18 protein-coding genes are annotated in these 26,169 nt (G+C 68.7%); 2 read left to right on the plus strand and 16 right to left on the minus strand.

The genetic code is table 11. The features are described 5' to 3' along the window. Positions 1–2 precede the first annotated feature (2 nt). The 7 genes from ACFWYM_RS05675 to ACFWYM_RS05705 form a co-directional block, all read right to left on the minus strand. Positions 3–818, minus strand: coding sequence for an ABC transporter permease (locus ACFWYM_RS05675; protein WP_384830435.1), 816 nt, complete (start codon positions 816–818; stop codon positions 3–5). A gap of 17 nt (positions 819–835) precedes the next feature. After that, positions 836–1,723 (minus strand): ABC transporter permease, encoded by an 888-nt coding sequence (locus ACFWYM_RS05680; protein ID WP_384830437.1) that lies wholly within the window; start codon positions 1,721–1,723, stop codon positions 836–838. Between the two features lie 3 nt (positions 1,724–1,726). Further along, on the minus strand, positions 1,727–2,938 hold the full coding sequence (locus tag ACFWYM_RS05685; RefSeq protein WP_384830440.1) for an ABC transporter substrate-binding protein: 1,212 nt from the start codon (positions 2,936–2,938) through the stop codon (positions 1,727–1,729). A gap of 23 nt (positions 2,939–2,961) precedes the next feature. After that, the gene (locus ACFWYM_RS05690) at positions 2,962–4,125 is read right to left on the minus strand and encodes an ABC transporter ATP-binding protein (RefSeq protein WP_384830443.1); all 1,164 of its coding nucleotides are present in this window, start codon (positions 4,123–4,125) and stop codon (positions 2,962–2,964) included. Positions 4,126–4,217: 92 nt separating this feature from the next. Beyond that, on the minus strand, positions 4,218–4,466 hold the full coding sequence (locus tag ACFWYM_RS05695; protein ID WP_384830446.1) for a hypothetical protein: 249 nt from the start codon (positions 4,464–4,466) through the stop codon (positions 4,218–4,220). A gap of 25 nt (positions 4,467–4,491) precedes the next feature. Then, positions 4,492–7,002 (minus strand): ATP-binding protein, encoded by a 2,511-nt coding sequence (locus ACFWYM_RS05700; protein WP_384830449.1) that lies wholly within the window; start codon positions 7,000–7,002, stop codon positions 4,492–4,494. Between the two features lie 140 nt (positions 7,003–7,142). Next, complete coding sequence (locus ACFWYM_RS05705) at positions 7,143–7,874, minus strand: Crp/Fnr family transcriptional regulator (RefSeq protein WP_384830452.1); 732 nt, start codon at positions 7,872–7,874, stop codon at positions 7,143–7,145. A 194-nt stretch (positions 7,875–8,068) separates the two neighbouring features. Between ACFWYM_RS05705 and ACFWYM_RS05710 the strand changes: the two genes are divergently transcribed. Both ACFWYM_RS05710 and ACFWYM_RS05715 read left to right on the plus strand, forming a co-directional pair. After that, positions 8,069–8,890: a hypothetical protein gene (locus tag ACFWYM_RS05710; protein ID WP_384830455.1), complete on the plus strand. Its 822-nt coding sequence runs from the start codon at positions 8,069–8,071 to the stop codon at positions 8,888–8,890. Positions 8,891–8,900: 10 nt separating this feature from the next. Continuing rightward, a complete protein-coding gene (locus tag ACFWYM_RS05715; protein WP_384830457.1) occupies positions 8,901–9,341 on the plus strand; it encodes a hypothetical protein in 441 nt (146 codons plus the stop codon). A 400-nt stretch (positions 9,342–9,741) separates the two neighbouring features. Here ACFWYM_RS05715 and ACFWYM_RS05720 read toward each other — a convergent pair whose 3' ends face one another. The 9 genes from ACFWYM_RS05720 to ACFWYM_RS05760 all read right to left on the minus strand — a co-directional run bounded on the left by ACFWYM_RS05720 (position 9,742) and on the right by ACFWYM_RS05760 (position 26,096). Beyond that, complete coding sequence (locus ACFWYM_RS05720) at positions 9,742–11,886, minus strand: glycosyltransferase (protein WP_384830831.1); 2,145 nt, start codon at positions 11,884–11,886, stop codon at positions 9,742–9,744. Positions 11,887–12,184: 298 nt separating this feature from the next. Then, positions 12,185–12,526, minus strand: coding sequence for a hypothetical protein (locus ACFWYM_RS05725; protein ID WP_384830460.1), 342 nt, complete (start codon positions 12,524–12,526; stop codon positions 12,185–12,187). Further along, complete coding sequence (locus tag ACFWYM_RS05730; protein ID WP_384830834.1) at positions 12,519–16,349, minus strand: polymorphic toxin-type HINT domain-containing protein; 3,831 nt, start codon at positions 16,347–16,349, stop codon at positions 12,519–12,521. The genes ACFWYM_RS05725 and ACFWYM_RS05730 overlap by 8 nt, the downstream gene beginning before the upstream one ends. 158 nt (positions 16,350–16,507) lie before the next feature. Next, positions 16,508–18,622, minus strand: coding sequence for a glycerophosphodiester phosphodiesterase family protein (locus ACFWYM_RS05735; RefSeq protein ID WP_384830463.1), 2,115 nt, complete (start codon positions 18,620–18,622; stop codon positions 16,508–16,510). A 122-nt stretch (positions 18,623–18,744) separates the two neighbouring features. Further along, the gene (locus tag ACFWYM_RS05740) at positions 18,745–21,861 is read right to left on the minus strand and encodes a LamG-like jellyroll fold domain-containing protein (protein ID WP_384830466.1); all 3,117 of its coding nucleotides are present in this window, start codon (positions 21,859–21,861) and stop codon (positions 18,745–18,747) included. A gap of 886 nt (positions 21,862–22,747) precedes the next feature. Next, positions 22,748–23,413 carry a DUF2637 domain-containing protein gene (locus ACFWYM_RS05745; RefSeq protein WP_384830469.1) on the minus strand — a complete coding sequence of 222 codons (666 nt, stop codon included), beginning with the start codon at positions 23,411–23,413 and terminating at the stop codon, positions 22,748–22,750. A gap of 457 nt (positions 23,414–23,870) precedes the next feature. Then, the gene (gene xerC / locus ACFWYM_RS05750) at positions 23,871–25,181 is read right to left on the minus strand and encodes a tyrosine recombinase XerC (RefSeq protein ID WP_384830470.1); all 1,311 of its coding nucleotides are present in this window, start codon (positions 25,179–25,181) and stop codon (positions 23,871–23,873) included. A 19-nt stretch (positions 25,182–25,200) separates the two neighbouring features. Continuing rightward, positions 25,201–25,440, minus strand: coding sequence for a helix-turn-helix transcriptional regulator (locus tag ACFWYM_RS05755; RefSeq protein WP_384830473.1), 240 nt, complete (start codon positions 25,438–25,440; stop codon positions 25,201–25,203). Continuing rightward, positions 25,440–26,096, minus strand: a complete 657-nt coding sequence (locus ACFWYM_RS05760) for a hypothetical protein (protein WP_384830476.1) — start codon at positions 26,094–26,096, stop codon at positions 25,440–25,442. The genes ACFWYM_RS05755 and ACFWYM_RS05760 overlap by 1 nt, the downstream gene beginning before the upstream one ends. Between the last annotated feature and the right edge of the window lie 73 nt (positions 26,097–26,169).

Raw genomic sequence — 26,169 nt, forward strand, 5'->3', positions numbered from 1 at the left:
GCTCACAGCCGTCCCCCGCTCGCCGTGTCCGAGGACAGCCGGTGGGCGGCGTACACCGGCAGGACCGAGAGGAGGACGAGGACCACGGCCACCACGTTGACCACGGGTGCCTGCTGAGGGCGGGACATGTTGGAGAAGATCCAGACGGGCAGCGTCTGGACGCCGGGGCCCGCCGTGAACGTCGTCACCACGATCTCGTCGAAGGACAGCGCGAAGGACAGCAGCCCGCCGGCCGCGAGCGCCGACCGCATGAGCGGGAACGTGATGTCGCGGAACGTGCGGAAGGTGTCGGCGCCGAGGTCCATGGCCGCCTCCTCGTAGGAGCCGCTCAGCCGGCGCAGGCGCGCCGCGACGTTGTTGAAGACCACGACGACGCAGAACGTGGCGTGGCCGACGACGACGGTGAACAGGCCGAGGCCGATACCGAGGGGCTCGAGCACCGTGCGGAACGCGGTGTTCAGGGCGACGCCGGTGACGATGCCGGGCAGCGCGATGGGCAGCACCACCGCGAACGACACCGCCTCGCGCCCGAAGAAGCGGTACCGCGCCACCGCGAAGGCGATGAGCGTGCCGAGCACGAGGGCGATCGCCGTCGCACCGAGGCCCGCCTTCACCGAGGTCCACAGCGCGTCCCGGGCCCCGCTGCTGCGCCAGGCGTCGCGCCACCAGCGGAAGGTGAGCCCGGACGGCGTCCAGCCTGAACTGCGGTCGCGGTTCAGGGAGTTGACGAGGACCACGAGCAGCGGCAGGTAGATCGCGGTGAAGCCGAGCCCGGCGGCCACGCGCAGGGCGATGCGAGCGGTTCTGGAGAGGTGCATACGTCGCCGGGCCTCCGTCACAGGCTGCCGAGCGCGCCGGTACGGCGCACCGCCAGCAGATAGAGCACGATGATCACCACCGGCACCGCGCCGAGCGCCGCCGCCATCGGCAGGTCCAGGGTGATGTTGGAGTAGACGAGATTTCCTATGAGTTGGGATTTCCCACCGACTATTTGCACCGCTATGTAGTCGCCGAGACTGAGCGAGAACGTGAAGACGGACCCGGCCGCGAGGGACGGCAGCGCGAGCGGCAGCAGCACGGTCCGGAACGTCCGCCAGGTGCGTGCGCCCAGGTCCGCCGAGGCGTCGAGGAAGCTGTCCGGGATGCGTTCGAGGCCCGCGTGCAGCGGCAAGATCATGTACGGCAGCCAGAGGTACGTCAGGACGATGACGGTCGCGGTGAGGCCGTAGCCGGGGCCGCTGAGGCCGAACGGGCCCAACGCCCAGTCCAGCGGCCCCCCTTCGGCGAGCATGACCCGCCAGGCGTACGCCTTGACGAGGTAACTCGCCCACAGGGGCGTGAGGACGGCGACGACGAGCAGCGGCCGCCACCGGGGGCGGGCGACGCGGGCCGTGTAGAACGCGACGGGGAAGGCGATGACGGCGCACAGCACCGTCACGGCGAGCGCGACACCGACGCTGCGCAGCGCCACCCGCCGGTAGACCTCCGTGGTGAACAGCGCCCGGAAGTTCTCCGCCGACCAGGACTTGACGACGTCGGACGTGAACGGGTCGGTGGTCCAGAACCCGGATGCGAACAGCACCGCGAGCGAGCCGAGGTAGGCGACGACGAGCCAGGTCAGCGGGGCGCCGAGGAGCAGGGCGAGGCGCAGCCGGGGGCGCCGGTGCAGCGTCCCTGCGGCCCGTGCGCGCCCGGCACGGACCGCCCCGCCCCTACGGGCCACGCGTCAGCCCTTGATCTCGGTCCACGCCTGGACCCACTTGGCGTAGGGGACGCACTTCACGTCCGTGCGGCCGTCCAGGCACTGCGGGATGGGCGTCGTCCAGAAGTGCACGCGCTTCCAGTAGGCGGCGTCGTCGGCATGGAAGACGGCGCAGTGCTTCTTGTCGGCGGTCTCGGCGCACGCCTTCTCGTTCGAGGGGGCCTCTCCGAAGTACTCGGCGACCTGGGCGTTGACCTTGGGCGAGACGATCCAGTCCAGCCATTTGTAGGCACAGTTGGGGTGCTTGGCCCCGGCGGAGACCATCCAGGTGTCGGACCAGCCGGTGGCGCCCTCCTTGGGCAGGACCGCCTTGACGGGGGCCTTCTCTCCTTGTGCGGTGTTCACGATGACCTGCCAGCTGGTGCCCACCACGGAGTCGCCGCTCTTGAAGGCGGACACTTCCTTGAGGTAGTCGCTCCAGTACTCCCCCACATTGCCGTTCTGCTTCTTCAACAGGCCGACGGCGGCGTCGAATTGCTTCTGGTCGAGCGCGTAGGGGTTCTTGATGCCGAGCGCCGGCTCGGTCTTCATCAGGTAGAGGGCGGCGTCGGCGATGTAGATGGGCGAGTCGTACGCGGTGACCTTGCCCTTGTGCTTGGCGGCGTCGTCGAAGACGGCGGACCAGGAGTCGGGGGCCGGTGAGACCTTGTCGGTGCGGTACATGAGGAGGTTGGCACCGCGCCCGTGCGGGATCCCGTAAGGGACGCCCTTCACGGAGTTGAAGCTCTGCCCCTTCAACCCCGGGAAGATGTCCTTGTAGTGGGGGACGAGCTCGGTGTTGACGGGGGCGGCGTCGCCGGACGCGATGAGGCGCAGGGAGGCGTCTCCGGAGGCCGAGACCGCGTCGTACTGGCCGGTCTTCATGAGGTTGACCATCTCGTCGGAGGTGCCCGCGACCTTGGTGCTGACCTGGCAGCCCGTCTTCTCCTCGAACGGGCTGACCCAGTCCACCTTCGGGTCGTTGGAGCCGTCCTCGGCGTAACCGGCCCAGGCGATGAGATTGACCTTGCCCTCGCCCTTGCCGAGGGACTTCTGGGCCGCGAGCTTCGGCGGCGTGAAGCCCTGCCCGCCGGGCTGCTTGCCACCGCCCCCGTCGTCGGAGGAGCCACAGGCTGCGACGAGGGTCAGGGCGCTCAGCGCCGCCGCGGCCATGAGGGTGGTACGGGTGAGACGCACGTGAACTCCCGAGGGGTGGAGGGTCAGGGCGCTTGCGTCAGTGCGAAGTTGTGCCGCCGGTGCCAGCGGAGTCGTACGCGCGAGCCGCGCAGGGCGGACAGGTCCTCGAAGGAGGTCTCCAGGTTCTGCCGTACGACGGTGAGGCGGGGCCCGGCGTCGAGGTCGACGAGGATGCGGGTGAGGTCGCCCAGGTAGACGGTGTCGGCGACGCTGCCGGTGGCGGTGCAGAGGTCGGGGGCGGCCCCCAGGGGGTCGCTCTCCGCCGCGGCATCGAGGCTGATCTTCTCGGGCCGGACACTGTAGGTGCCGGGCTTGCCGACGATCCGCTCGGCGGCCGCCCCGGTCAGCAGGTTCGAGGTGCCGACGAAGCCCGCGACGAAGGGGGTGGCCGGGCGTTCGTAGATCTCGGCGGGCGTGCCCGTCTGTTCGATGCGGCCCTGGTGGAGGACGGCGATGCGGTCGCTGAGGGTGAGGGCCTCCTCCTGGTCGTGGGTGACGAGGACGAAGGTGATGCCCACCTGCCGCTGGAGCGCGGCGAGTTCGGTCTGCATCTGCTCGCGCAGCTTGAGGTCGAGGGCGCCGAGTGGCTCGTCGAGGAGCAGCACGCGCGGTCGTACGGCGAGAGCGCGGGCGAGGGCGACGCGCTGGCGCTGACCGCCCGAGAGCTCGCCGGGCCGCCGCCCACCGAGCCCTTCGAGCCGGACGGTCCCAAGCAACTCGCCCACCCGCTCGGCCTGTTCACGCCGCGAGACGCGGCGGACGCGCAGCCCGTACGCGATGTTCTGCGCCACGCTGAGGTGCGGGAAGAGCGCGTAGTCCTGGAAGACGGTGGTGACGTCCCGCTCGAACGGGGCGCTCCGGGTGACGTCGCGGCCGCCGAGCGAGACGGTGCCGGCGGTCGGCGGTTCGAAGCCCGCGATCAGCCGCAGGACGGTGGTCTTGCCGGAGCCCGAGGGACCGAGGAGCGAGAAGAACTCACCGCCCGCGATGTCGAGATCGATCCCGTCGACGGCGTCGAGGCCCCCGAAGGTCTTGCGCAACCCCCGTAACGCGATGGCGCTTTCACTCTTGTCGCCACCCGATCTGCCGCCGGCCGACGTGTCGCCGCCCGGCTTGTCGACACCCGACTTCTCGCCACCCGACTCGTCGCCGCCCGGCTCGTCGACATCTGGCTCGGCACGCTCCATGGGCGCCCCCTTCCACCCCGTAGATCATGCACACTTCAAAGTGACCCACAAGACCCCGAGGCAACCCCGACAGGACCCGCCCATGCCGTTCTCTAGTCCCCACCCCCGCCCTCGTTCTCGTCCTTGCCCTGGTCCGAGGCGCCGGAGCCGTCCTGGTGCACGTGCAGATCGCCCTTCATGACGGTGAAGAGGGTGCCGTGGTCCTTGGCCGTGTTGTTCTGCGTCGGCCCGCTCTCGGCCGGTGCGGGCTCGGGTGCCGCGTGATGGATCTCGACGTGGTTGCCGTCACCGGCCACGACCGGGCCCGACGCCTTGCCGATGCGGACGTTGTTGTGACTCATGGGGGCTCCTTCGCGTTCCGGCGGGCTATGACTGGCGGGTCAGGGTGGCCGTCCCGCAGTACTCACACGGCCCCTGGTCGTCGCTGCCGGGCGGCAGCTCGTTGGAGAGCTCGGCGGTGTCCCCTCCGGAGCCGAGCGTGATCGTGACGGTGACCTTGCCGATGAGCGAGCCGCAGGAGCCGCTGCTCAAGTCGTACAAGGGGCCGTCACCGCTGTACGTGCCGTCGCTGCCGGTGAACTCCTCGTTGTAGTCGTTGCCGCAGATGTCCGTGCTGTTCAACGAGTAGGACCCCGTGCCCGTCTCCTTGAACTCGTACGTGCCGCCATTGCTGTCCCGCCACACCCCGGCGAGACCGGTTCCCGAGGACGTCGACCCGTTCGAGTCGCCGGAGTCCTGCGCCTGTTGGACGGCGATTCCGCCGATGACGACGGCGACGATGACCGCTACCACCTTCAGCACCGCGGCGGCCGCGACGGACGTCCCCGCGGCAGCCGTTCCCGCCGCTCCGGCGGTGCCGGTGGCCGCCGCGGCACTCATGTGCGGAGCAGCCGCGTGGGCGGCGGCATGGTGGATACCGGCGGAGTGCGCCGCCGTTCCGGGGTCGACCGGTGTCCCGACACTGTGCACCGCTGTACTCGGATCGACCGGAGACCCGACAGTCTGCGCCGCCGTACCAGGATCGACCGGTGTCCCGACGCTCTGCGCCGCCGTACCAGGATCGACCGGTGTCCCGACGCTCTGCGCCGCCGTACCAGGATCCACAGGTGTGCCTGCGCCGTGTGCCGCCGTACCCGGATCCACCGGCGACCCGACGCTCTGCGCCGCCGTACCAGGATCGACCGGTGTCCCGACGCTCTGCGCCGCCGTACCAGGATCCACCGGCGCGCCTGCGCCGTGTGCCGACCCTGCGTGTGCCGACCCGGCATGCGCCGAAGCCGGGTCGGGTCCTCCCCCCGGGGTCAGACCCTGTGCCGCCCCTCCGTCCGTGTGGGGCGGCGTGGGCGGCGTGGCCCCGGACGGCGGCGGCGCGTACTGCTGGGCGCTCGCCGCGGCATGCGCTCCGTGCAGATCACCGAGCTGGCGCCACAGGACGACGGCCTGCCCGAGCAGGACGGCCGCGATGACCCGGTTGCCGGTGAGCAGCTTGCGGATGCCCTGTTCATGGGTGAAGTACGCCGCGGCCTGCCGGTCACCGGCCCGCTGGGCGGCGGGCAGCCCGAGGTCGAGAAGACGGCCCCAGACACCGAAGCGCAGCGAGCGGGCCAGGGCGGGGGAAGCGGCTCGGACGATCCGTACCGCGAGTTCGGGCCGCCCGGCCTGCTCGGCCAGTTCGGCGATCAGTTCCAGGGCCCGCGCGTGCTGGGCGACCTGGTCGGCCGTCGTGGCGGGACGGGCGATCCACTCGGTGAAGTGGTCGGAGATCCGCTCGAGATCGAAGGGTTCGAGGCCGCGCTCCTGCAGCGCGGGGACGACGTCGGGCACGACGCGGTAGCCCGCCTCCGTGCGCTCGGCCAGGCCGAGTCCGGCGAGCCGGGCGCACACGGCCGCCGCGTCGGGTGCGGCGCTCAGCGCACCGACGTGGTCGGGGTCCAGCACCGCGTCCCGGAAGGTCGCGAGGAGATACAGCGCACGCAGCGGATCGCCGTCGAGCCGGTCGAAGAGCAGCGGAAGCAGGTCCGCGACCTCCCCGGGACGCGGCAGGACCGTCTCGCCCGCCGGGCCGAGCCGGGACAGGGCCGCGGCACGCAGCAGCAACAGCGGGCAGCCGGACGCGGCCTCCCACAGCGCGGCCGCCCTGTCCCGCTCGGCCTCCGGCGCCGGCCCGCGGCCCAACTCCCGCGCCAGCAGCTCGAGCCCGGCCTCCCGGTCGATCCCTGCCAGGCGCAGCGCGCTGCCGTCGCCGAGCAGCGTCCTGCGCCGGCCGCCGAGGACGAAGGTGGCGTCGGGGGCCGCGTCCATCAGGGTGCACAGCCCTTCGGCGGTGAGATCGGCGCTGTCGATGTACGCCGTCACCGTGATCCCGCTCATGAGGTGCCGCAGTTCGGGTCCGGACGGGGCGTAACCCCGTGTCTCGTAGCAGGCCTCGAAGATGTCCTGGGCGAGGTCCTCCGGTTCCCGCCGGGCGGCGTCGAGGAAGAGCACTCCGTCCGGTCCGGGTGTGAGAGTGCGGGCGGCGTGCCGCAGGAGGGCGCTCTTGCCGACGCCCGCAGGACCCCACACCTGCACCACGCCGCCGTCCCGGATACCGGCCGCGAGCTGTTCCAGTTCCGCGTCCCGGCCGAGGGGTGCGGTCTGGCGCCGGGGCAACAGGGCCACTTGGGGGCGGCGCACCGGGCGGGGGCGCTCGCCCTCCACGAGCAGTGTCACCGTCGACCCGCGGTCGGCGTCCACGACCACGTTGTGGTTGCCGGCGATCACCGGGCCCGCGGCGTCTCCGTCGATGTCGATCCGGTTGCCCGAACGTCCTTCACCGGGCGGCGTTTCCCGTTCCTCGTCCGTCGTCGCTGCCGCTCTGTTCTCGTCCTCGTGTGACATCGGGACCCCCCGTCGTGGCGGTCGGGCCGTACGTCCGGCCTCGCGGTGTCACGCTAGCCACGGGCGCGTGCCGGGATTTCATCAAAGTACGGCTTCCGGAATGCTGATGGACCGTCAACACAGCTTCTGCACAAGCGGGTTCACATGTCGAGGTGGGCGGCTGCGTGCAGCAGGGACAGGTCGTCGACCCGGACGCTGCGGTAGCCGGTGGACACGGCGCCGAGGGCACGCAGCCTGCGCAGGGCCTTGTGCACGCTCGGTTCCGCCGCACCGCACAGGGTGGCCAGTTCCGGCTGGGTGATCGGCCAGCGGATCACCGCTCCCGCCCCGGTTCGCTCCCCGTACGTCATCGCCAGGTGGTGCAGTACCCGGGCCAGCCGGGTCGCGACGTCGCATCCGGTGAAGTTGACCCGGTGGGCGTTGGCCGTCCGCAGCTTGGCCACGATGGACCGGTTCACCGCGTCCGAGGCGCGCGGGTCGCGTCGCATGCGGTCGAGGAAGTCCGCGCGGGTCAAGCGGCGGGCCATGACGGGCCCGCAGGTCGTGACCGTGGCGGAACGGGGCCGGGTGTCCACCGCGGCGAACTCGCCCACCAGGTCACCGCCCATCCGGACGGCGAGAAGCGCGTCGCGGCCGTCCTCGGTGCGTCCGGTGGCCTTCACGACCCCGTCGAGCAGGATCAGGACGAAGTCGGTCTCGTCCGCCTCCCGCATGAGGACCCGGTCCGCGGGATAGCGGGCCAACACGCCTGGTTCCCACAGCCGTTCACGGGCGTCCGGGCCGAGCCCGCCGAGCAGACTCGCCGGCGGCCAGGCCCACTCCTGGCGCGGCCGTCGCCCGGCCGGTGCGCGCGCCGCACGTTTCGTGTCCATGGCCGAACCCTCCCTCGCGCAGGCGACACACCCGCTCTCAGTGTGCGCTGCGGCTCCTCGTGCCGCACCGGCTTCACCGGCCTCATTTTCCGCCGGAGCCCGTATTCCTACGGGTTGTGCGCCAAGTGCGTGGTGGACACTGAACTCAGGTCCGGGCTGATCCGGTTGCCCTCCGCCGAGCCGAAGAGGGGCGCATGGAAGCAGAGTTGGAGTACCGAGCGATCCTGGCCGTGGACATCGAGCGGTCGGCGGAGCGCGGCGACGCGGCCCTGATGGAGATCCGCGCGAAGTTGTCGGAGATGCTTCGTGCGGCGTTCCTCGCGAGCGGCATCGACTGGGAGGCGTGCCGACGGCACGACCTGGGTGACGGCCTACGGGTGACGGCGCCGGCCGGTACCCGCAAGGCGGCGCTGATCCACCCCCTGGTCCATGAACTCGCGCTGCGTCTGCGCACGCACAACCGGGGCGCGGCAGCGCGGACGAGGATCCGGGTCCGCATCGCACTGCACGCGGGCGACGTGCACCTCGCACCGTCCGGGGAAGTGGCCGGCAGCACCTTGGAGGCGCTGGCCCGGCTGCTCGACGCTCCGCCCGCGAGGCGGGCTCTGGCCGCCGCGCCCCGGACGGTGCCCGCCGCGCTGCTGCTGTCCCGCCACTTCTACGAGGAGACGGTGCGCAACGGCTGTCACGGCCTGTACGCCGAGGACTTCCGCAAGGTCACCTTCACGGTGAAGGAACACACCGCCGACGCATGGCTCCACCTGCCCGGCCGACCCGTGCCTCAGGAAAGGGAACAGGAACAGGAACCTGCGCAGGAAGCCGCACAAACACCGGCACCGGCACCAGCACCAGCACCAGCACCAGCACCAGCACCAGCACCAGCACCAGCCGGGGAATCCCCCGCGGTCCAGGAGCTGCCCGCCGGCGCAAGGATGATCAACAAGTCGTCGGGCCACGGCGTCATCTACGCGACACAGAACGGCACTCAGCACATCAACATCACCGGCAAGAGGTGAGGGGAAGCCCGTGAGCGACGAATTGGCCATGCTGGCCGAGGCGGGTGCCGCCGCCGTGGTCGCGGCGATGGCCACCGACATGTGGCAGGAGACCCGGAACGCGTTCGTCAGACTGTTCCGCCGGTCCGGTCGCGAACGCCGGGCCGCCCTGGAGACCCAGCTCGACGCCAACGCCGCGCTGGTGCAGGGCTCCGAGACCCCGGAGGACGTACAACGCGCGCTGTTCGCCTACTGGACCCTGGAACTGGCGGAGCTGCTGCGGCACGACCCCGCCGACCGCGAGGCCGTCGCCCGGCTGGCCGCCTCCGTCGACACCGGCCGCGGCCCGGGCCGGGCGCCCGCGCCCACCCAGACGAACGCGGCCCGGGACTCCGCGACCGTGAACGCCGTGCAGTACGGAACCCAGTACGCCTGCGGACCGGCGCATCCCGCGTCGCAGGACCGGGAGTGACCCCGAACCGACCCCGACACGACCCTGACTTCCCCCTGAGATGTGTCAGAACAGTGCAGGCACGCCGTGGAACGGGCCCTGAACTGCGGTCATGGGCAGGACGGCCGCCACCCGTGCACATCGCGTGCACTTCCTGGAGGCCGCGGTGAACCGCGGTGGCACGACCCAGCGCGAGGGACCTGAACCCTTCGTCCGCTCGGACGGCGACGCACCCATCACCAGCTTCGCCTCGTCGACAGCGCGAAGTAGCGGGCGGCTACCGAGTTGTCAGGCTCGTACGGCAAGTTCGCACAGAGCCAGTCCCACTGCAGGGGCTGCACCACCCTCAAGCCGCCGGGCAGCACCGTCTATCCGATGGCCGACTGGCGGCTCCCCCCGGCCGCGCACCGGGCTTCGTGGGTCACACCCCCTCACCCGTGTCCCGCAGGCTCAGGGCCAGGTCGTTGGTGACGGTGAAGAAGGGTTTGGCGCGCGTCTCGCCGCGCACTTCGTGCGGCAGCAGGACAGCAGGAACGACATCGGTCTTCTTGCGGTCGACGATGTCGCCACCGATGCGACCGATCGGAATGGGTGAATTGGTAGGCCCCATCTGGAGGCGCAGGTCCCACAGGTCGTGTGAGCCGCTCCGCAGCGCGAGGGCCCGTGAGTAGGGCAGCCTGAAGGTGAAGTGCTGGGGGGCCTCGGCGAATTGAGTGACGGGGACCGCAAAGTCGTATGCCTCTCCCTGTCGCGAGACCGCGACCACCGTTGCAGCGCCCAGAGAGCCAGGGACTCGGGCCGAGAAGAGCCGTGCGGTGACAGTGGCATGGTCGTCACCGACCAAGATGCTTTCCACTTCCGCGTGTGCGGCGCGCTGCCAGGTACGAAGGGCCAGGAACCCGTCGGTGGTGACATAAGGAAGCCATGCTTTCACCTCACCGTCGGCCATGACGGGGGCCCGGCCGACACTGCGCGACCGTTCTGCCAGCGCACCTACGATGCGCGCCTTCTTGCCCGCCGTCCCGGCGGCGCCCACCACGTAACAATCCCATCGCCCCTCCACCAGGGCATGCTCGGTCGCACTGAGCGTGATGTGGATGTCGCCCGCATGAGGCGCGGTATCGCTGCCGGGGAGGGGAACACGGATGTGCCGGCCCTTGGGGTCACGGCGCAGGCGGGCCAGGAATTCGAGACGCCCAGGCGGCAGGCACGACCGGTCGAGGCGAATACTGATGCCGCCGTCGGCAGCGGCACGGGCGAAGGCGAGGGGACGCGCGCCGGGCTTCTGTTCAGAAGACAGCGCCGGTTCGGCCGACGGCTCGCTCGGCTCGATGGCCCTGCCCGGAAGTGCGGACCGAAGGCGACTCCACAGGAGGCCGGAGCGCGCGGCCTTCGCCCAGCGGCGGCGACGTGGGCCAGCGCATTCCTCAAACAAGCTCTCGTAGCGCCGGGCGATGGCCGCAGGCGCGTAGGCCATGGCCCGCTGACGCCCAGCGGCGCCCAGGCGCGCACGGAGCGACGCGTCGGCCATGAGCCGATCGAGGGCTATGGCATATCCGTCCACCCCGTCTTCCAGAGGCACCAGAACGCCGTTGGTGTCATCGATGATTTCCGCAGGCCCGTGGGGGCAGTTGGTTGCGACCACAGGGACGCCGCAGTGCATGGCCTCGACCATGGTCATGCCGAAGGACTCCATGTCGGAGGAGACGGCGGCGATGGCCCCCTTGGCCCATTCGGTCTCGATCGGGGCGACCGGCCCCATGAGGGATACGCGGTCGTACAGGCCGAGTTCGTCGATCTGGCGTCGCAGCTTGGGTCGCTCCGCTCCACGTCCGTACAGGCGCAGTGTCCAGGTGGGGTGGGCGTGGGCGACTTTCGCGAAGGCGTCGATCAGACGGTCGTAGCGTTTGACGGCGGCAAGCCGGCCTGCGGCAATGATGATGTCCGAACGGTGGTCGGAGGGTTCAACAGCGGGCTCGGGCACGCTGTTTGGAATGCACAGGATCCGGCTCGGCACGTCAGGCAGAGCCTGACGGTACTGCGCGGCGTCGGCTTCGGACACGGTCACGAACGCGTCCAGGCGCGCGACCGCCGCATTCTGATGCGCGCGCAAGACGGGGTTGTGAGCGTCCAGGCTCAGGTGTTCCTGCCCGATGCGCAGGTAGCGGTCCTGGCCGTCACGGGCGAGGTAGCCATTGAGGTCGGGGCGGGTGGCGATCACCACGTCGGCGTCGGTCTCGCGCAGCCACTGTCCGATGCGCTCGTCCTGGAGCGCCGTGTAGGGCAGGCGTGCGGAGATCGCTGCGGCACCGGTGTCGGGGAACATCGTGCACGGTCTGCGGGTCAGCGGGTGATCGCCTTCGTAGGTGGGGCTGTCCTCGCGCATGTCGATCAGCGAGGTCAGCCGTATTCGCTCGTCGAAGCAGAGGTCGGGTTCGTCCTTCAGCCGATGAACGCTCACGACCTCGACGTCGTGCCTTGTCGCCAATGCGCGGGACAGGTTCGTGGTGGCGCGGATTGTGCCGCCGATGCCATAGGCATTGTTGATCAGGAAAGCAATTTTCATTATGGTGCCACGCAAGGAGATTTCTAACTGTTCTTGGGCTTGAGTTCTTTCGCTTCGGACAACGCGAAAGCGCATCGTCCGTGCAGGCATGCCACAGGAGAGCAGATCAATTCGCGCGCTCTCATATCCGGGTTACGTCGCAGCACTGTGAGTGCACGCTCAAGATCCGGCTCAAGGACCTCGGCGCCGCGAAATTCCTCAGCAGTGTCCAGCGCTGCTCCCCGCACGCGGCCTGAGGTTTCCTCAGCGGGAGAGAACCTCAGGCCACGCGCTCAGGACCACCGGGTCGGGCGGACCGCTACTCCGCCGCCAGCCGCAGGAGGTGGGCCATCATCCGGTCCAGCGTCTCGACATAGGTCCGGTACTCCTCCTTGAGCCGCACGTCCCGGTCCGTCGGTACGGGAACCGCGGCCAAAGTGTCTCGGAGAGTGCCGACCTGGCGCGCCAGGGCCTCCAGCTCCGGGATGTCGTGGGCGCGCAGCTCGCCACTGTCGACGCGTTCCGCGTATCCCGCCACATGGGTATCGAGCGAAAGCAACTCGAGACCCCAATCCTGCAGTTTCTCGGTCTGCGGGCGGCCGGGATAAGGCATGGCACGGAAGATGCTGAAGGCACGTTTGAATTCGGAGTCATCAGTCATGCCAGGTCACGATCTTCCCGTCCTTGGTATAGATACCTTCTCCGCTGCGCCAGTCACCGCGGATCTTATAGCCCTTGGTGCCGTCGTTCAGATCCCAGGGAATGCGGTCCTTCGGGTCGGTCTTGTCCCACAGGTCCCTCGCCTCCTTGGTGTATTCGGCGAAGGTCCGGCCCTTGCCATGCTTGCCGAGATGGTAATCGGCGCTCTTCTCCTTGGTCCCGAAAGTGGACGGATACCACTCCTCCATCGCCTCGAGGTCGGCTCCGCACCACTTGCCCGCGTTGTGTACGAGTACCGGACGCTCACCCGCGAGCACGTAGTAGGTGTGCAGGTCGGCGACGGTCAGGTTGTACACACGCTGTCGGGGTGCGGTCCACGTCTCGGTGGCGGCGATCCGGGGGGTGGATCCGTCACTGCCACGCAGCTGCATACCGGGTTTGAGCGCTGCGGCGTCGGTCCAGGATCCGTCGCCGTCGGCCACCCAGAAGGGGTGCTTGTCGGTGGCGACCACCGATGCGCCCGAGTTCGCGACCGTGACGCGTACGAGGTTCTTCCTGCCGTCACCGGTGATGGTGTCCTCGACGGGCTTGGCCTCGGTGCGGCCGGTTCGCGGATCGGTGGCGATCACCCGGTCGCCCACGCGTATGTCCTCGATCGCTTTGGTCCGGTGATTGGCCGTCAGGACGCGCGTGCCGGGCACAAAGCTGTTCTTCTTGCACGGCTTGACCTTCTTCAGCCACTTCACCTTGAGAGCGTTGAGCGCGAGGCCCTTGAGGCACTTCACAGACTTCGTGCGGGCACATGTCTCAATCTCGTCCAGACCGATGTACGCGCCGATCAGTCGGTCGAGGGTGGTGCTTCTGACGCAGCCCATTCCCCCGGCGCCGTCGCCCCCGCACACCAGAATGATCTCGCCGGGCTTGAGGTCGTTGCCGTCTCCGCCCCACACCAGCCCGCGCCGGTACTGGCTGAATCGCTTCTCCAGGGCTGCGCGAAGTTCCTTGTCCGACACCGGCTTGCTGACCTCGCGGATCTCCTTCTTCATCTGGTCCTGCAGCTCGACGACGAGCTTCTCTGCCGCGATGACCAGGGCCTCCGTTTGCGCCTTGGCCGCAGCCACGGAGTCCTTACCCGCGGCCTCGGCGGAGAGCCCCGCCTGGTCGGCGAATGTGCTCGCTCTCGCGGAATAGCCATATGCCCGGTTCGCGGAGCGTTGGGCCTGCTGTGCGGAGACGTCCGCTGCCCGCGCGTCATGCTGGGCGGATGCGGCGGCGCTGCGCGCCTTCTTGGCGGATTGGGCGGCTTGATCGGCGGACTTTGCCGCTCGGTCGGCGGCCTTGTCGGCGCGCTGGGAGTCCTTGGCCGCCCGCTCAGCGGATGCCTTGGCAGCGTTGGCCCACTTGATGGCTTCCTTCGCCTTGTTGCGGGCGTGCGCGGCGGCCTTCTGGGCCTCGGCGGCGTCCTTGTGCGCGAGGGCCGCCGACTTGTCCGCGCCCGCCAGGAGCGCGTCGATCTCGGCGATGTGGGCGGCGGCGTTGCCGTCCCGCTGCTGTGCCTTGTACTGCCCGTACGTGAGGAAAGACCGCAGCCCCGACGCCGGGCCGGACAGAGCTGCCTGAGCTGCCGCCTTGACCTCAGGACCGCCCTTGGCCATGACTTGTGCGGCCGTGACTCGGTCGTCGGCTTCCTGAGCCTTGTACTGGCCCGTTTCCAGGAATTTCTGGAGGTCGGCCGAGGTCCCGTCAAGTGCCTTGTTGGCCGCCTCCTTCACACCTGGTCCGCCCTTGGACATGATCTGCGCGACCGCGACTCGGTCGTCGGATTCCTTGCCCGGATAGGTGCGGGTCCGCAGGAACTCCCGTACCTCCTCGATCGGCTGACCGAGCGCGGCCACGGCGGCCTGCTGCTGGGCGGGCTTGTCGGAACTAGCTGCGATGTGGGCCACACTGGCGCGGTCGTCCTGCTCCAGGGCGAGACCCAGCCGGGTGTCCACGAACTCGACGACGCCATCGTCGGTTCCTGTCAGCGCGGTCTCAGCTGCGGTGCGCACCCAGGTCCCACCGGTGGCAAGAAGGCTGACCGCCAGCTGCTTGCCCTTGGCCGCCTTGACCTTCCGGTCCGTTGCCGCGGTGGCTTCTTCCCGCAGTCCGTTGGCCTCGGTGTTGAGCCGCTGGATCCGTCCTGCTTCCCATTCGGCGACCGCGACTTCGGTGTCCTCGGCCTTCTTGGCCTCCTCGGCCGCGAGGATGTTCTCCTCTTCCTGCTCGGCCAGACGCTCGGCGTCGACCTTGCGGGCCAGCGTCACCACGGACTTGGCGCTGTCGACGGCCTTCTGCGTGTCGTCGGCGGCCTTGGTCGCTGCGTTCGCCGCATCACCGGACGCCTTGGCGGCATCCACGGCCTTGCCTGCCTCGGCGGCGGCCTTGTCCGCCGCCTTGGCCGCTGCCCTGGCGTGCTTGGCGGCGTCCCGGGCGGCGTCCCGCGAGCGGCGTGCGGCCGCGGCGGCCTGGTTGGCATTGGCCTGGGCGGCATTGGCCGCCCGCGTGGCCTGGCCGGCGAGCCTCTTCGCCTGGGCCGCCGCCGCCTTCGCCTCGCTGGCCTTGCCGCCTGCCTCGCCGGCCCATTGACCGGCCTCGACGGCCGCAGCCGCCGCAGCAGCCGCGTTGGCACCGGAGCGGGCCGCCGCACCGGCCGCCACGGCGGCCTGGTCGGAGGCAATGCTGGCCTGATCGGCCGCGTCCGCCGCCTTCTCGGCGCCCTTGGCGACATCCCGTGCCTTCTCCGCGGCCGCCCGTGCCGCCTTGGCCCGGGAAGCGTCGGTTGCCGCGGCAGCGGCAGCGGACTGGGCCGCTGACGCCGCGCCTCCGGCCCGGCTGGCCGCGTAGGCCGCCTGTCCCGCCGCCCCGCCCCCCCGCCGGCCCGCCGGGCCCGCCCCCCCGCCCGCCGCCCCCCCCGCCCGCGCTCCGGGGCCCGCCCTGTGGGCCCCCCGCGGGGCGCCGCGCGCGCCCGCCGATGCCTTGTTGGCCGAGTGCGCCGTCTTCTTGGCCTCCGCCGCCGCGGTCTGCGCGGCCTTCTTGGCCCGGGCCGTGGCCTTCTCCGCCCGGGCGGACTCCTCCTTGGCTTCCTTGGTTAGCTTCTTGGCCCGCTTCTGGGCGTGGTCGGCGAGATCGGCCAACTGAGAGACGCTGAGGGTCTCCTGATCGCGAGCGGCCGCGACCTGCCAGCCGTCGTCGAGGAAGTCCTGGATGTCCTCGGCGGTGCCGTCCAGGGCCTGCTGGGCCGCCTTCTTCACATTGGGGCCGCCCGCGGTCATCAACTGCGAGACCTGGACCCGGTTGTCGTCCTCGTGCGGCTTGAACTGCCCCTCGTTGATGAACTTGCGCCAGTCCTCGGGCGTTTCGTCCAGCACCTTGTTGGCAGCGTCCTTGACGCCAGGACCGCCCGCGGCCATGATCTGCGCGACCTCGACGCGCAGATCCTTGTCGTACGAGGGGACGAACCCTCCGTCCAGGAATGCCTCCAGCTCCGGGACCCCGCCGTCCAGAGCGGTGTTGGCCGCCTCGCGGACCCCCGGCCCGCCGATGGCCATGACCTGCGCGACCTGCACGCGCAGGTCCTGCTCTTCCAGGACCGGCAGGTCCTCGGTCATGAACGTCTGGATGTCGCTGCCCGAGCCAGCCAGTGCCTCCTCAGCCCCCCGCTGCACCCCGGGGCCGGCGTTCCGCCATGCCTCCAGGACATCCGATCTGGTGTATTTCACCTGTGGTTCGTCGACGGCCGCGGCAGGACTGATGTCCAAGCCCGCGACCAGCGCCAGGCCCACGAGCGTGGTGACTGTGCCACGCCAGACCGGCGAGAATCTTGACCTGATGGCCAACTGCTTTTCTCCTTACCGCATTGATGGGCTGGACTTCCGTGCCGTCCAGCCAGGGAAGCCGAGGGAGCTGGAGAGCCGATGCCTGCGCAAGAGCCACGGCGTGCTCACTCGGCGCACCGGGATTCCTTCCAGCGAAGGAACTCGTCCGGGCGATTAGTGATCATCGCGTCGACGCCCCATGACGTCGCGGCCTGCCAGTCGACGTCGCGGTCGACGGTCCAGACGAAGGTCTCGACACCGGCCGCCCTGAGCCGCTTCACCGCGTCGGGTTGGGCCGCGAGCCCCTTGAAGCTCACCGCGTAGGCGCTGAGGGAGAACGCGCGAGCCGTCGCCACAGGGTCCGCGTCGAGCTTGGAACGGAGCAATGCGACCTTGAACTTGTACGGCGAGGCGGCCGCGTACCGCACCACGTCCTCATCGAAGGACTGCACCATCGTGTGTTCGGTCATCCCGGCCTCAGCGACGAGCCTGAGAGCGTGGGCGACGCTCTCAGGCGTCTGCGACCCCTTGATCTCCAGCAGCATCCGAGTGGAACGGACCTTGGGCGAGGCCAGCACCTGCTCCAAAGTGGGAACGTGCCCGCCGCCCTTCACGGTCAGCTTCGCGATCTCCGCAGCGGTGAGCTGATCGATGCGTCCCGTGCCGTCGGTCATCCGGTCCACGGTCGCGTCGTGCATGATGACCGGCCGGCCGTCCTTGGTGATCTGCACATCGGTTTCCACCCACTCCGCACCGCGGTCGATCGCCGCTTCCAGCGAGGCGACCGTGTTCTCCGGGGCGATCGTGGGCGCACCACGGTGCCCGACGGTGACCGTCCTGGAACAGAAGGCGGGAGTGCCTTCCGCCGAGATGCGGATGTCGTCGATGGTCCCGGCGGCGTTCTCGTGCCAGGCGCTCTTGTAGAAGAGGCGGCCGATCTGCAGGCCGCCCTGCGCCCGCCAGGGGGTAGTGAACTTCGTCGTCTGCTGCAGCTTGCCGCCGACGGACAGCGACAGCGACTGCTTGGCCGCGTCGTACGAACCCGTGAGATGAGTCCAAGTCCCGCTTTTCGCCGCGCTCTTGCTCATCGCGCGAACAATTTTCGTGTCGTCCGTATCGGTGGCGTGGCGGTTTAAGACCCACTTGTCGTAGTACTTGGAGTAGTAGAGCTGGAAGCCGCTCGCGTGGTCACCCGCCTGGGACAGGAAGGTGTAGTTGCGGTCCTTGTTGTCCAGCTTGACCCAGGCCGACACCGTGAACGACTTGGTGGTATCGACGACCGGGTCGGCCGTCGCCGCATACGCCGTCGACCCGTTCAGGTGCAACGCGCCGCCCGTCTTTCCGGCGACGCCCAACTTGGCGCCCGAACCGGCCACAGTCGCGACCGGGCCAGCGCCGTTGCCGCCGCTGACGCGCGCGCTGCCAGCCTTCTCATCGAGCGGGAAGGTGGCCAACTCCTGCATATGTGCAGGCATTTCGTTCTTGTGGAGGGCGGAGACATCGGCTGCTGTCGCCGCCGACTGCGCGACCTGGATGCCGTCGATGGTCGCGGCGGCGTTCTCCTGCCAAGTGCTCTTGTAGAAGAGGCGGCCGATCTGGAGTCCGCCCTGGGCCCGCCAGGGAGTGGTGAACTTCGTCGTCTGCTGCAGCTTGCCGCCGACGGACAGCGACAGTGACTGTTTGGCCGCGTCGTACGAACCCGTGAGGTGGGTCCAAGTGCCCGCCTTGGCGGTGTCCTTGCTGACGGCGCGGACGATCTTCGTTCCGTCGGTGTCGGTGGCGTGACGGTTGAACAGCCACTTGTCGTAGTACTTGGAGTAGTAGAGCTGGAAGCCACTCGCGTGGTCGCCCGCCTGGGACAGGAAGGTGTAGTTGCGGTCCTTGTTGTCCAGCTTGACCCAGGCCGACACCGTGAACGACTTCGTCGTGTCCACCACCGGTCCGGTCGTCGCCGCATACGCCGTCGTCCCGTTCAGGTGCAGCGCGCCGCCGGTCTTCCCCGGGTCGCCCAGCTTGGCGCCACCGCCCAGCTTCGCGGCGAACTCTTTGGGAGTTCCTCCCGACACACGCCGCGAACCAGCGGCCTCGTCCAGGGAGAAACTCACCTTCTCGGCAAGTGCGGTTCCCTTGGCTGCGGCGGGCCGCGGAGCGGTGGCCGCCACGGCCTGCGGCGCCGATGCCCACAGGGTCGCCGCCAGCGTCGCTATCAAGGGCAGCGTCAATCTGCCGCGCGGATTCATACTTGGTCCTCACTTGCAAAACAATCAAGCGCACGGAGAAGAGATAAGTGCGCAGCACGAATCAGGGCCCGTCCCGGCGTGTACGTCGGGACGGGCCCGGTGAAGAGGCGACTCAGTGCCTGCTAGTTCTTGACACGGATGCCGTCATTGACGATGTCGTTCGCGCCGACGGCCCGGTCCCAGACGCGGACGTTGTCGATGACCGCGGCGGCGTTCTCCGTCCAGGCGCTCTTGTAGAAGAGGCGGCCGATCTGCAGACCACCCTGGGCACGCCACGGGGTGGTGAAGGCGGTGCTGGCCTGGGACTTGCCGTTGACGAACAGCTCGATCTTCTTGGTCTCGCTGTTGTAGACACCGGCCAGGTGGGTCCACACGCCTGCCTTAGCGGCGTCCTTGCTCATGGCACGGACGATCTTCGTGTCGTCGGTGTCGGTGGCGTGGCGGTTGAACAGCCACTTGTCGAACTGCTTCGAGTAGTAGAGCTGGAAGCCACTCGCGTGGTCGCCCGCCTGGGACAGGAACGTGTAGTTGCGGTCCTTGTTATCCAGCTTGACCCAGGCCGACACCGTGAACGACTTCGTCGTGTCCACCACCGATCCGGCCGACGCGGCGTACGCCGTGGACCCGTCCAGGTGCAGGGCGTTGCCGATCTGGCCGGCCGCGCCCAGCTTGGCGCCGCCACCGGTCACGGTCGCGACCGACCCTGCGGCGTGACCGCCGCTGACGCGCGCGCTGCCCGCCTTCTCGTCCAGGGGGAAGGTGGCCAACTCCTGCAGACGGGAGGGGGTTTCACCGTTCTGGAGGGCGGTGGCGTCGGTGGCCGTGGCCGCGGACTGGACGACGCGGACGTCGTCGATGGTCGCGGCGGCGTTCTCCGTCCAGGCACTCTTGTAGAAGAGGCGGCCGATCTGCAGACCGCCCTGAGCACGCCACGGGGTGGCGACGGCGGCGGTGGCCTGGGACTTGCCGTTGACGAACAGCTCGATCTTCTTGGTCTCGCTGTTGTAGACACCGGCCAGGTGGGTCCACACGCCTGCCTTGGCGGTGTCCTTACTCATGGCCCGGACGATCTTCGTGTCATCCGCGTCGGTGGCGTGGCGGTTGAACAGCCACTTGTCGAAGTACTTCGAGTAGTAAAGCTGGAAACCGCTCGCGTGGTCGCCCGCCTGGGACAGGAACGTGTAGTTGCTGTCCTTGTTATCCAACTTGACCCAGGCCGAGACGGTGAACGACTTCGTCGTGTCCACCACCGGGTCGGCCGTCGCCGCGTACGCCGTGGACCCGTTCAACCCCAGCGCGCCACCGGACTTTCCCGCGGCACCCAGCTTGGCGCCACCGGCCGGCTTCGCGGTGAGCTCCCCGGGAACGCCGCCCGACACCCGCTGCGAACCGGCTGCTTCATCCAGCGGGAAGGAAGCCAACTCCTGCAGGTAGGAAGGCAGTTTGCCCTTGTGGAGGGCGGTGGCGTCAGTGGCCGTGGCCGCGGACTGGACGACGCGGATGTCGTCAATGGTCGCGGCGGCGTTCTCCACCCAGGCACTCTTGTAGAAGAGGCGGCCGATCTGCAGACCGCCCTGAGCACGCCACGGGGTGGCGACGGCGGCGGTGGCCTGAGACTTGCCGTTGACGAACAGCTCGATCCTCTTGGCCGCACTGTCGTAGACACCGGTCAGGTGGGTCCAGGTGCCCGCCTTGGCGACGTCCTTGCTGGCCGCGCGGACAATCTTGGTGTCATCCGCGTCGCTGGCGTGGCGGTTGAACATCCACTTGTCGAAGTACTTCGAGTAGTAGAGCTGGAAACCGCTGGCATGCTCGCCTGCCTGGGACAGGAACGTGTAGTTGCTGTCCTTGTTATCCAGCTTGACCCAGGCCGACACCGTGAACGACTTGGTCGTGTCCACCACCGGGTCGGTTGTCGCCGCGTACGCCGTCGTCCCGTTCAGCCCCAGCGCGCCGCCGGACTTACCGGCGGCACCCAGCTTGGCGCCACCGCCCAGCTCCGCGGAAGCCTCCTTGGCCGGGTGCCCCGAGACCTGCCGTGCACCGGCGGCCTCGTCCAGGGTGAAGCGCTCCTTGCTATTGGAGGAGCTGCCGTCGAGCCAGTTCGTGATGTTGTCGACGCGGGCCGCGCTCGCGCTCTTGCCCTCGCCGGACGCGCCCAGACAGGAGCCGTGGTCGGAGCGGCTCTGCACCGCGGTGATGTTCCCCTTGCCGTCCAGCACCGGGCCACCGGCGTCACCCTTGCAGATCCGACCGCCGGTCAGCCCCACTGTGGTGTCGGTGGACTTGCCCAGGGCCGTCTTGCTGTGGTGCGGGCTGTTGGGCAACCACGCGGTGTCCGTACGGCCATATCCGGCGGCGACCAGCGAGGCCCCGTCGGCGGGTGCGCCGCCCGCGAGCGTGGCCGGGGTGATCTTGGTGACCGGAGCGGCGAGGCGGGCCAGCACCACGTCCCGGTCCGGGCGCGGCGCGATGTAGTCAAGCTTCGTCGGTGCCTGCCCGGCGAAGGTGACCGTGGCACTGCCCTTCGGCGCGCCCTCGGCCGGTGCGGACTTGGCCGGGTTGGCGGTGAAGCAGCTGGCGGCGGTGAGCACCCAGCTCTTGTCGACCAGGGAGGCGCTGCAGCTCCGCCCGCCCTTGAGCCCCGGCTGATTCACGGTGACACGGGCGAGCCACGGGCGGTCGGGATCTCCGGACGGTGCCTTGACCGCCTTGCCCTGACCGACGCTCAGTTCGAGCAGCGTGGAGGAGTTCTTCGGGTCGGAACCCTCGCCCAGCTCCTGCCACTTGCCCGGTTCGAGGTCGACCTTCTCGACCTTCTCGCCCTTGACCTTGGGGCCCGCGCTGCGCACCGTCGCCGTGACGTCGTCACGGGCTTCGGACTTGGCCAGATAGGTCTGCTCGACCTCCATGGACAGATAACCCACCGGCCCGGAGACGGCGAAGCACGTGTTCACGTCCTTGGTGACGCGGCTGTTGATCCGGATCAGATCACCGCCGGACTTGCAGTCCGCCAGGGTGATGTGGCCGTCCCCCGAGAGGAGCTTCAGCCCCTTCTCGGCCAGCAGCTTGTCCCGGTCCGGATACGAGAAGTCCTCGACCACCGAATCCAGTCCGTCACCGGACGCGCCGGACGCGTGCGCCGCACCGGCCAACGGGCCGGTGCACCAGAGCGAGACGCCGAACGCGGCCGTCAGCGTCATGGCCACTGGCCGCCCGAGCGTGCCGTGCCATCTCATACATGAACTCCCGAAATATCTAGTACCACTGGTAGAACGTCAAAGCCCGAGGGCCTCGTCACAGGCATGGCCGAGCGCCCGCGAAAAAGGGGGAGAGCACCCGGCTCCGGACGCACTTCTGAGGACCGCTCACGGACGTCAACTCGGTTGCCTCTGTTGGCGGGTGAGCATCTGAAGGCACTCGCGCTGTCGGCAGCAGAACGGATTACGTCTGCGTACGGAGGCGCCTTCTACATGCCCCACCCCTAAGAACTGGCAACTGAGAAAAGCCCTCAAAAAGTATGAACCGTCTAAGAAACATATGAGGCGAAGGTGAGGAAATCCAGGCGGCAAAATTCACTAACTGCCTATATGGGACATAGCTGTTGTGGGGTGACGCACGGTTGTGCCGCCGGAGATCTCGATCATGCAACGACCGCAGTTGCAAACGTGCAGTGCGAGAGTGATGGAGGGTGAGCCGGAGCTGATGGTGGCTCAACTGTTCAGCTGGGTCCGCAGCCACGCATCGACGTCGCCCCTATGCGCGACCGCCACGGCGCGTGCCGTGTCCGCGGCACGGCACCATGAGGACGCGGGGGAAGCGAGTGCGCTCGAAGGTGTCCTCTTCCTGATAGTCACGCCAAGCCGGCGCGCGGAACGTCCGTGACGACGGGCCCTCCAAGAATCACCGCCACCGTGTCGTTGCCTGCAGCGAAAGCGAGGTCGCGAGGGATGACCTCCTCGGGGTCACCCGGCGTCTGAATGGCAACCAAGTACTCACCGAGGCGCGCCAGTTAATCGGCCGTGATCCGGATGTGGGCAGCGCCGGTCGGCGCACGGTCGGACGAGTTGAACCCCGATCTGCCGCAACCGGCGTAACCCCGCTCTCCCAATGGATCGGATCTGATCAGTACTCAGCGTCCGTGCCTGCTCTGGGAGCATCGACCCCATTGCAACTGGCTCGAACCAGGGCCACCAACTGCCTCGACCGACTCGCGCCGACCCTCAGCTCACGACGCAACGACTCAGCCGACACCGGGCGCTGGTGCAACTCGCGATGCCGAGCATCCACTTGAAGGGCCCGCACTAGCAATGGATCACTGTCGAAATCTCGCTCACCGCCACCAGCTCCACCACGGTCTTCCTGACGTTCAGCGGTGACCCCCGTCCCTGTCACCGGCCGGTGGGCCAGCAACTCGACGGCAAGCAGGAGAGCGACCGGCGGCCACCCCGCCACCAGAACTGGCCTCCAGGCGAGCTCCGGTGCAGCGGCGATATTGGCCGCCAGGGACACGGCAATACCGAGCAGGAAGCTCAGCCACTTCATGACATCGGTCCGTCGCCCACGACTTCCGCCTGGACGCTTCAGCAGACCCGCCGTCGCCAAGAGAAGCAGCCCGTCGACCGACAACGGCCACAGGGTGGCGCTCACCGGATCCGCTCCGCCCTGCCGGGCAAACTCACGCTGATGCACATACGACGCGTACGCCGCCACCCCGGCAACAACCATGCCGCCCGTTCGACGGACCCACACATCGGATTCCGAGGCGTGCCGTAGATTCGGAGCCGTCATGGCCGCCCCCTACTCCATACAACTGGGTACAGGTCGGCGGCCCGACTCAGGCGATCCGGCAGGCAGGCCAGCGCACGTCCAGTGCTCCGCGCGGAAATTTCGGGGAGCCCCTGGACAGACACTGGCAGTTCGGCCTGTCCAGTGATCTCCGCTCTCCGGGGGACACCCGGGTCAGCGAGACACCGCCCAGCACAGCACTCCCCCACAAGGCCCCCGGGCCAACCCCGACAGCATCCCGACCTCCCCGTGAGATACGTCAGAACAGTTCGGGCACTCCGCGAAACGGGGTCTGAACTGCGGTCATGCGCCGGACAGCCGTCATCCCTGCTCATCGGGTGCACTTCCTGGAGGGCGCGGTGAACCGCGGCGGCACGGCCCAGCGCGAGGGACCTGAACCCTTCGTTGATCATGATTTTCGTCCCTCCCTATTCCTCTCCTTCTCCCACCTCGACGGCGCTCAGCGCCGCCCACTCGACCGCTCCCGCTCAGCCCGGGGCACCAGAGCGGCCTCCGGCAGCCCCGGCGGCGCCGGAATGCCGTACAGCTCTTCGAAGGAGGCCGGGGCGTACTCCCAGTCCACCTCCCACACCAAGTAGCCGTAGGTGTCGAGCGTCTCGGACAGGCGGGCGTGCCGCATGCGGGCCTGGACCTTGCGCGGTTCGAGGCCGGAGGCGATCAACACCGCGTCGACGAAGTGCCGCAGATCGTGAAACGTGGTCTCCTGCGGAAGCGCGATCCCTCGCGCCCGAACCTTCTTCTTGGCCAGGTTGAACGCGTAACACAGCGAGCACTCCCGCACCGGCGTCCGGTACTTGGTCACGGTGACCAAGTGGTCGTACTCCTGCGGGTACGGGGCCAGCCCTCGCCGTTCCCGCACCCTGAGCACCTGGCTGGGCAGGGGTGCGCGCCAACGCTCCATGTGGGCCCGGTACTTGTCGAGAAGGAACGAGCCGACCGGGAGCGAAGCCATGCTTGCCGGCGTCTTCAGAGGAACGGCCTCCCCCTCCTGCCGCTGCTCCACCACGGTCTGCCACCCGGGGACGTCCTCCATGTCCGACCGGCGCACGGCAACAGCCTCCATGGAACGCAGTGCCTGCAGCGACCCGTACCAGGTCAGCAGTTCGTAGCGCGGGTAGATCTCCTCGGCCAGGGCGACGACGCACCGCCACGTCAGCCGCGTGGCACGGCTGCTCCCCTGAACCAGGCGGATGCCCAGCACCGGATTGCTGTCCAAGTAGCCGTCTTCGACCGCCATCGACAGCATGACGGACAACGCGCCCTTCACCGCGATCCGGGTGTTGGGCGCCATGCCGTTCAGCCTCAGCTCGGTGAAGAAGTCGCGGTACTCTCCGCGCTTCACGGCGCCCACCGGTCGCTGCCCCAAGGCAGGAACGACGTGGGCCTGGAGGCGGGACCGGTAGACGTTGATCGTCGACTGACGGACCTCATGCCGACCGAGGAACGTCTCCACGTACTCACTGATGGTGGGTGCGTGGGCCTTTCTCCGTTGAAGCCGGTGTGGGAGCGGCTCGCGCGCCTCGTCGACGGCGGAACGCTGACCACGCTGGTAGGCGGCGGCGACCTGCTTCCTGTTGAGCGGAAAGTTCTTGGAACGTTGCCGGCCATCCTTGTCCCGCCATCGCGCCTGCCACCGGTTCGCGCACCCGTGTTCAGCGCTCGGTACCAGGCCGGGGTGGTCCGGGCATTCTGGTTCGCCCTTCTTCGGACGGGATTTGTGCCAGCGGTCGTACGGTTCCTCCTTCGCCATGGGGGACCTCCTCCATCACTCATCTGGGCACAGAGACGTCTTCAAGCTCCTGCTGTCTCGTGGCGACGCACCGGTCGACGTCCGATTCCCGGTAGCGCAGTGCCCGGCCGCCGCTCATGCGGAGCGGTTCCGGACCGCGGTGTTCCACTTCCCACGTGCTCGCCCAGTTGTAGAGCGTCTTCCGTTTGATGCGGAGCCGTTCAGCGGCTTCCTGCGCGGTCAGCCAACGCTCTGGGCGGGACCGCTTCGGCGTCGGCATCAGCCCGGGTCCGTCGCTGCGGGAAGCGGGCGGATGAGAAGCAATAGCCGCGCGTGGATCTCCTCGGGCGCGACGCGTAGATCTCGTTGATCGAATGGAACGAGCCCGGAGCGGTGAGCGATGGACGCTACACGGACAGAGAAGTCCGATGTCCCGCTCTCCCGCACGTGACAGTAAGTGATGAAGGCAAGGAGCCCGCTGGGGGCCAGAAGGGCGCCCCAGGCAATATCGTCAATCCAGTTCGACGACCGCAGGTCCACGCATGCGATGGCCGTGTCGAAGCGATCGGGGAGCGCTTTCGCGGTGCCGGTGTCTTTCCGTACCGCAGCCGTCCTGAGTGCGACTGCCCGAGGTGCGGGGAGCGACGTGCAGGGTCCGGATGCGGACTCCTGCCGGGCTGTTGGGTCGTCGCCGAGATGTGCAAGACGTTGCTCCGGGACGACCGTGCATACGGCAAGAGTCCCGACGAGTCCGGATGCGGACTCAACAACCGTTGGCAGACCCCGGGTTGGTTCGCGTAGCGATTCGATCGGCTCTTCGCCCAGTACGAGGACATGCTCGTTGGTGTTGCAGTAGCGGCGCACGACATCGATCACTGCTGATGCCAGCCATGGGCTGTCGCCGCAGTCTCCCGCCGGATGATGAAGCTGTGGCATCTCTGTTTCCTCTTGTTCCTCGTGTACGAGGTGCTCTGTCACTACAAGAGGCGGGAGTTCGCCACCGCATTCG

It is taken from the genome of Streptomyces sp. NPDC059009 (assembly GCF_042740175.1).
Lineage (GTDB): Bacteria > Actinomycetota > Actinomycetes > Streptomycetales > Streptomycetaceae > Streptomyces.

Bases quoted from the DNA above. Each gene is read 5' to 3' on its own strand.
- ACFWYM_RS05675 (WP_384830435.1), bottom strand. From the start codon at position 818: ATGCACCTCTCCAGAACCGCTCGCATCGCCCTGCGCGTGGCCGCCGGG.
- ACFWYM_RS05690 (WP_384830443.1), bottom strand. From the start codon at position 4,125: ATGGAGCGTGCCGAGCCAGATGTCGACGAGCCGGGCGGCGACGAGTCG.
- ACFWYM_RS05695 (WP_384830446.1), bottom strand. From the start codon at position 4,466: ATGAGTCACAACAACGTCCGCATCGGCAAGGCGTCGGGCCCGGTCGTG.
- ACFWYM_RS05700 (WP_384830449.1), bottom strand. From the start codon at position 7,002: ATGTCACACGAGGACGAGAACAGAGCGGCAGCGACGACGGACGAGGAA.
- ACFWYM_RS05705 (WP_384830452.1), bottom strand. From the start codon at position 7,874: ATGGACACGAAACGTGCGGCGCGCGCACCGGCCGGGCGACGGCCGCGC.
- ACFWYM_RS05710 (WP_384830455.1), top strand. From the start codon at position 8,069: ATGGAAGCAGAGTTGGAGTACCGAGCGATCCTGGCCGTGGACATCGAG.
- ACFWYM_RS05720 (WP_384830831.1), bottom strand. From the start codon at position 11,886: ATGAAAATTGCTTTCCTGATCAACAATGCCTATGGCATCGGCGGCACA.
- ACFWYM_RS05725 (WP_384830460.1), bottom strand. From the start codon at position 12,526: ATGACTGATGACTCCGAATTCAAACGTGCCTTCAGCATCTTCCGTGCC.
- ACFWYM_RS05735 (WP_384830463.1), bottom strand. From the start codon at position 18,622: ATGAATCCGCGCGGCAGATTGACGCTGCCCTTGATAGCGACGCTGGCG.
- ACFWYM_RS05740 (WP_384830466.1), bottom strand. From the start codon at position 21,861: ATGAGATGGCACGGCACGCTCGGGCGGCCAGTGGCCATGACGCTGACG.
- ACFWYM_RS05745 (WP_384830469.1), bottom strand. From the start codon at position 23,413: ATGACGGCTCCGAATCTACGGCACGCCTCGGAATCCGATGTGTGGGTC.
- xerC (WP_384830470.1), bottom strand. From the start codon at position 25,181: ATGGCGAAGGAGGAACCGTACGACCGCTGGCACAAATCCCGTCCGAAG.
- ACFWYM_RS05755 (WP_384830473.1), bottom strand. From the start codon at position 25,440: ATGCCGACGCCGAAGCGGTCCCGCCCAGAGCGTTGGCTGACCGCGCAG.
- ACFWYM_RS05760 (WP_384830476.1), bottom strand. From the start codon at position 26,096: ATGCCACAGCTTCATCATCCGGCGGGAGACTGCGGCGACAGCCCATGG.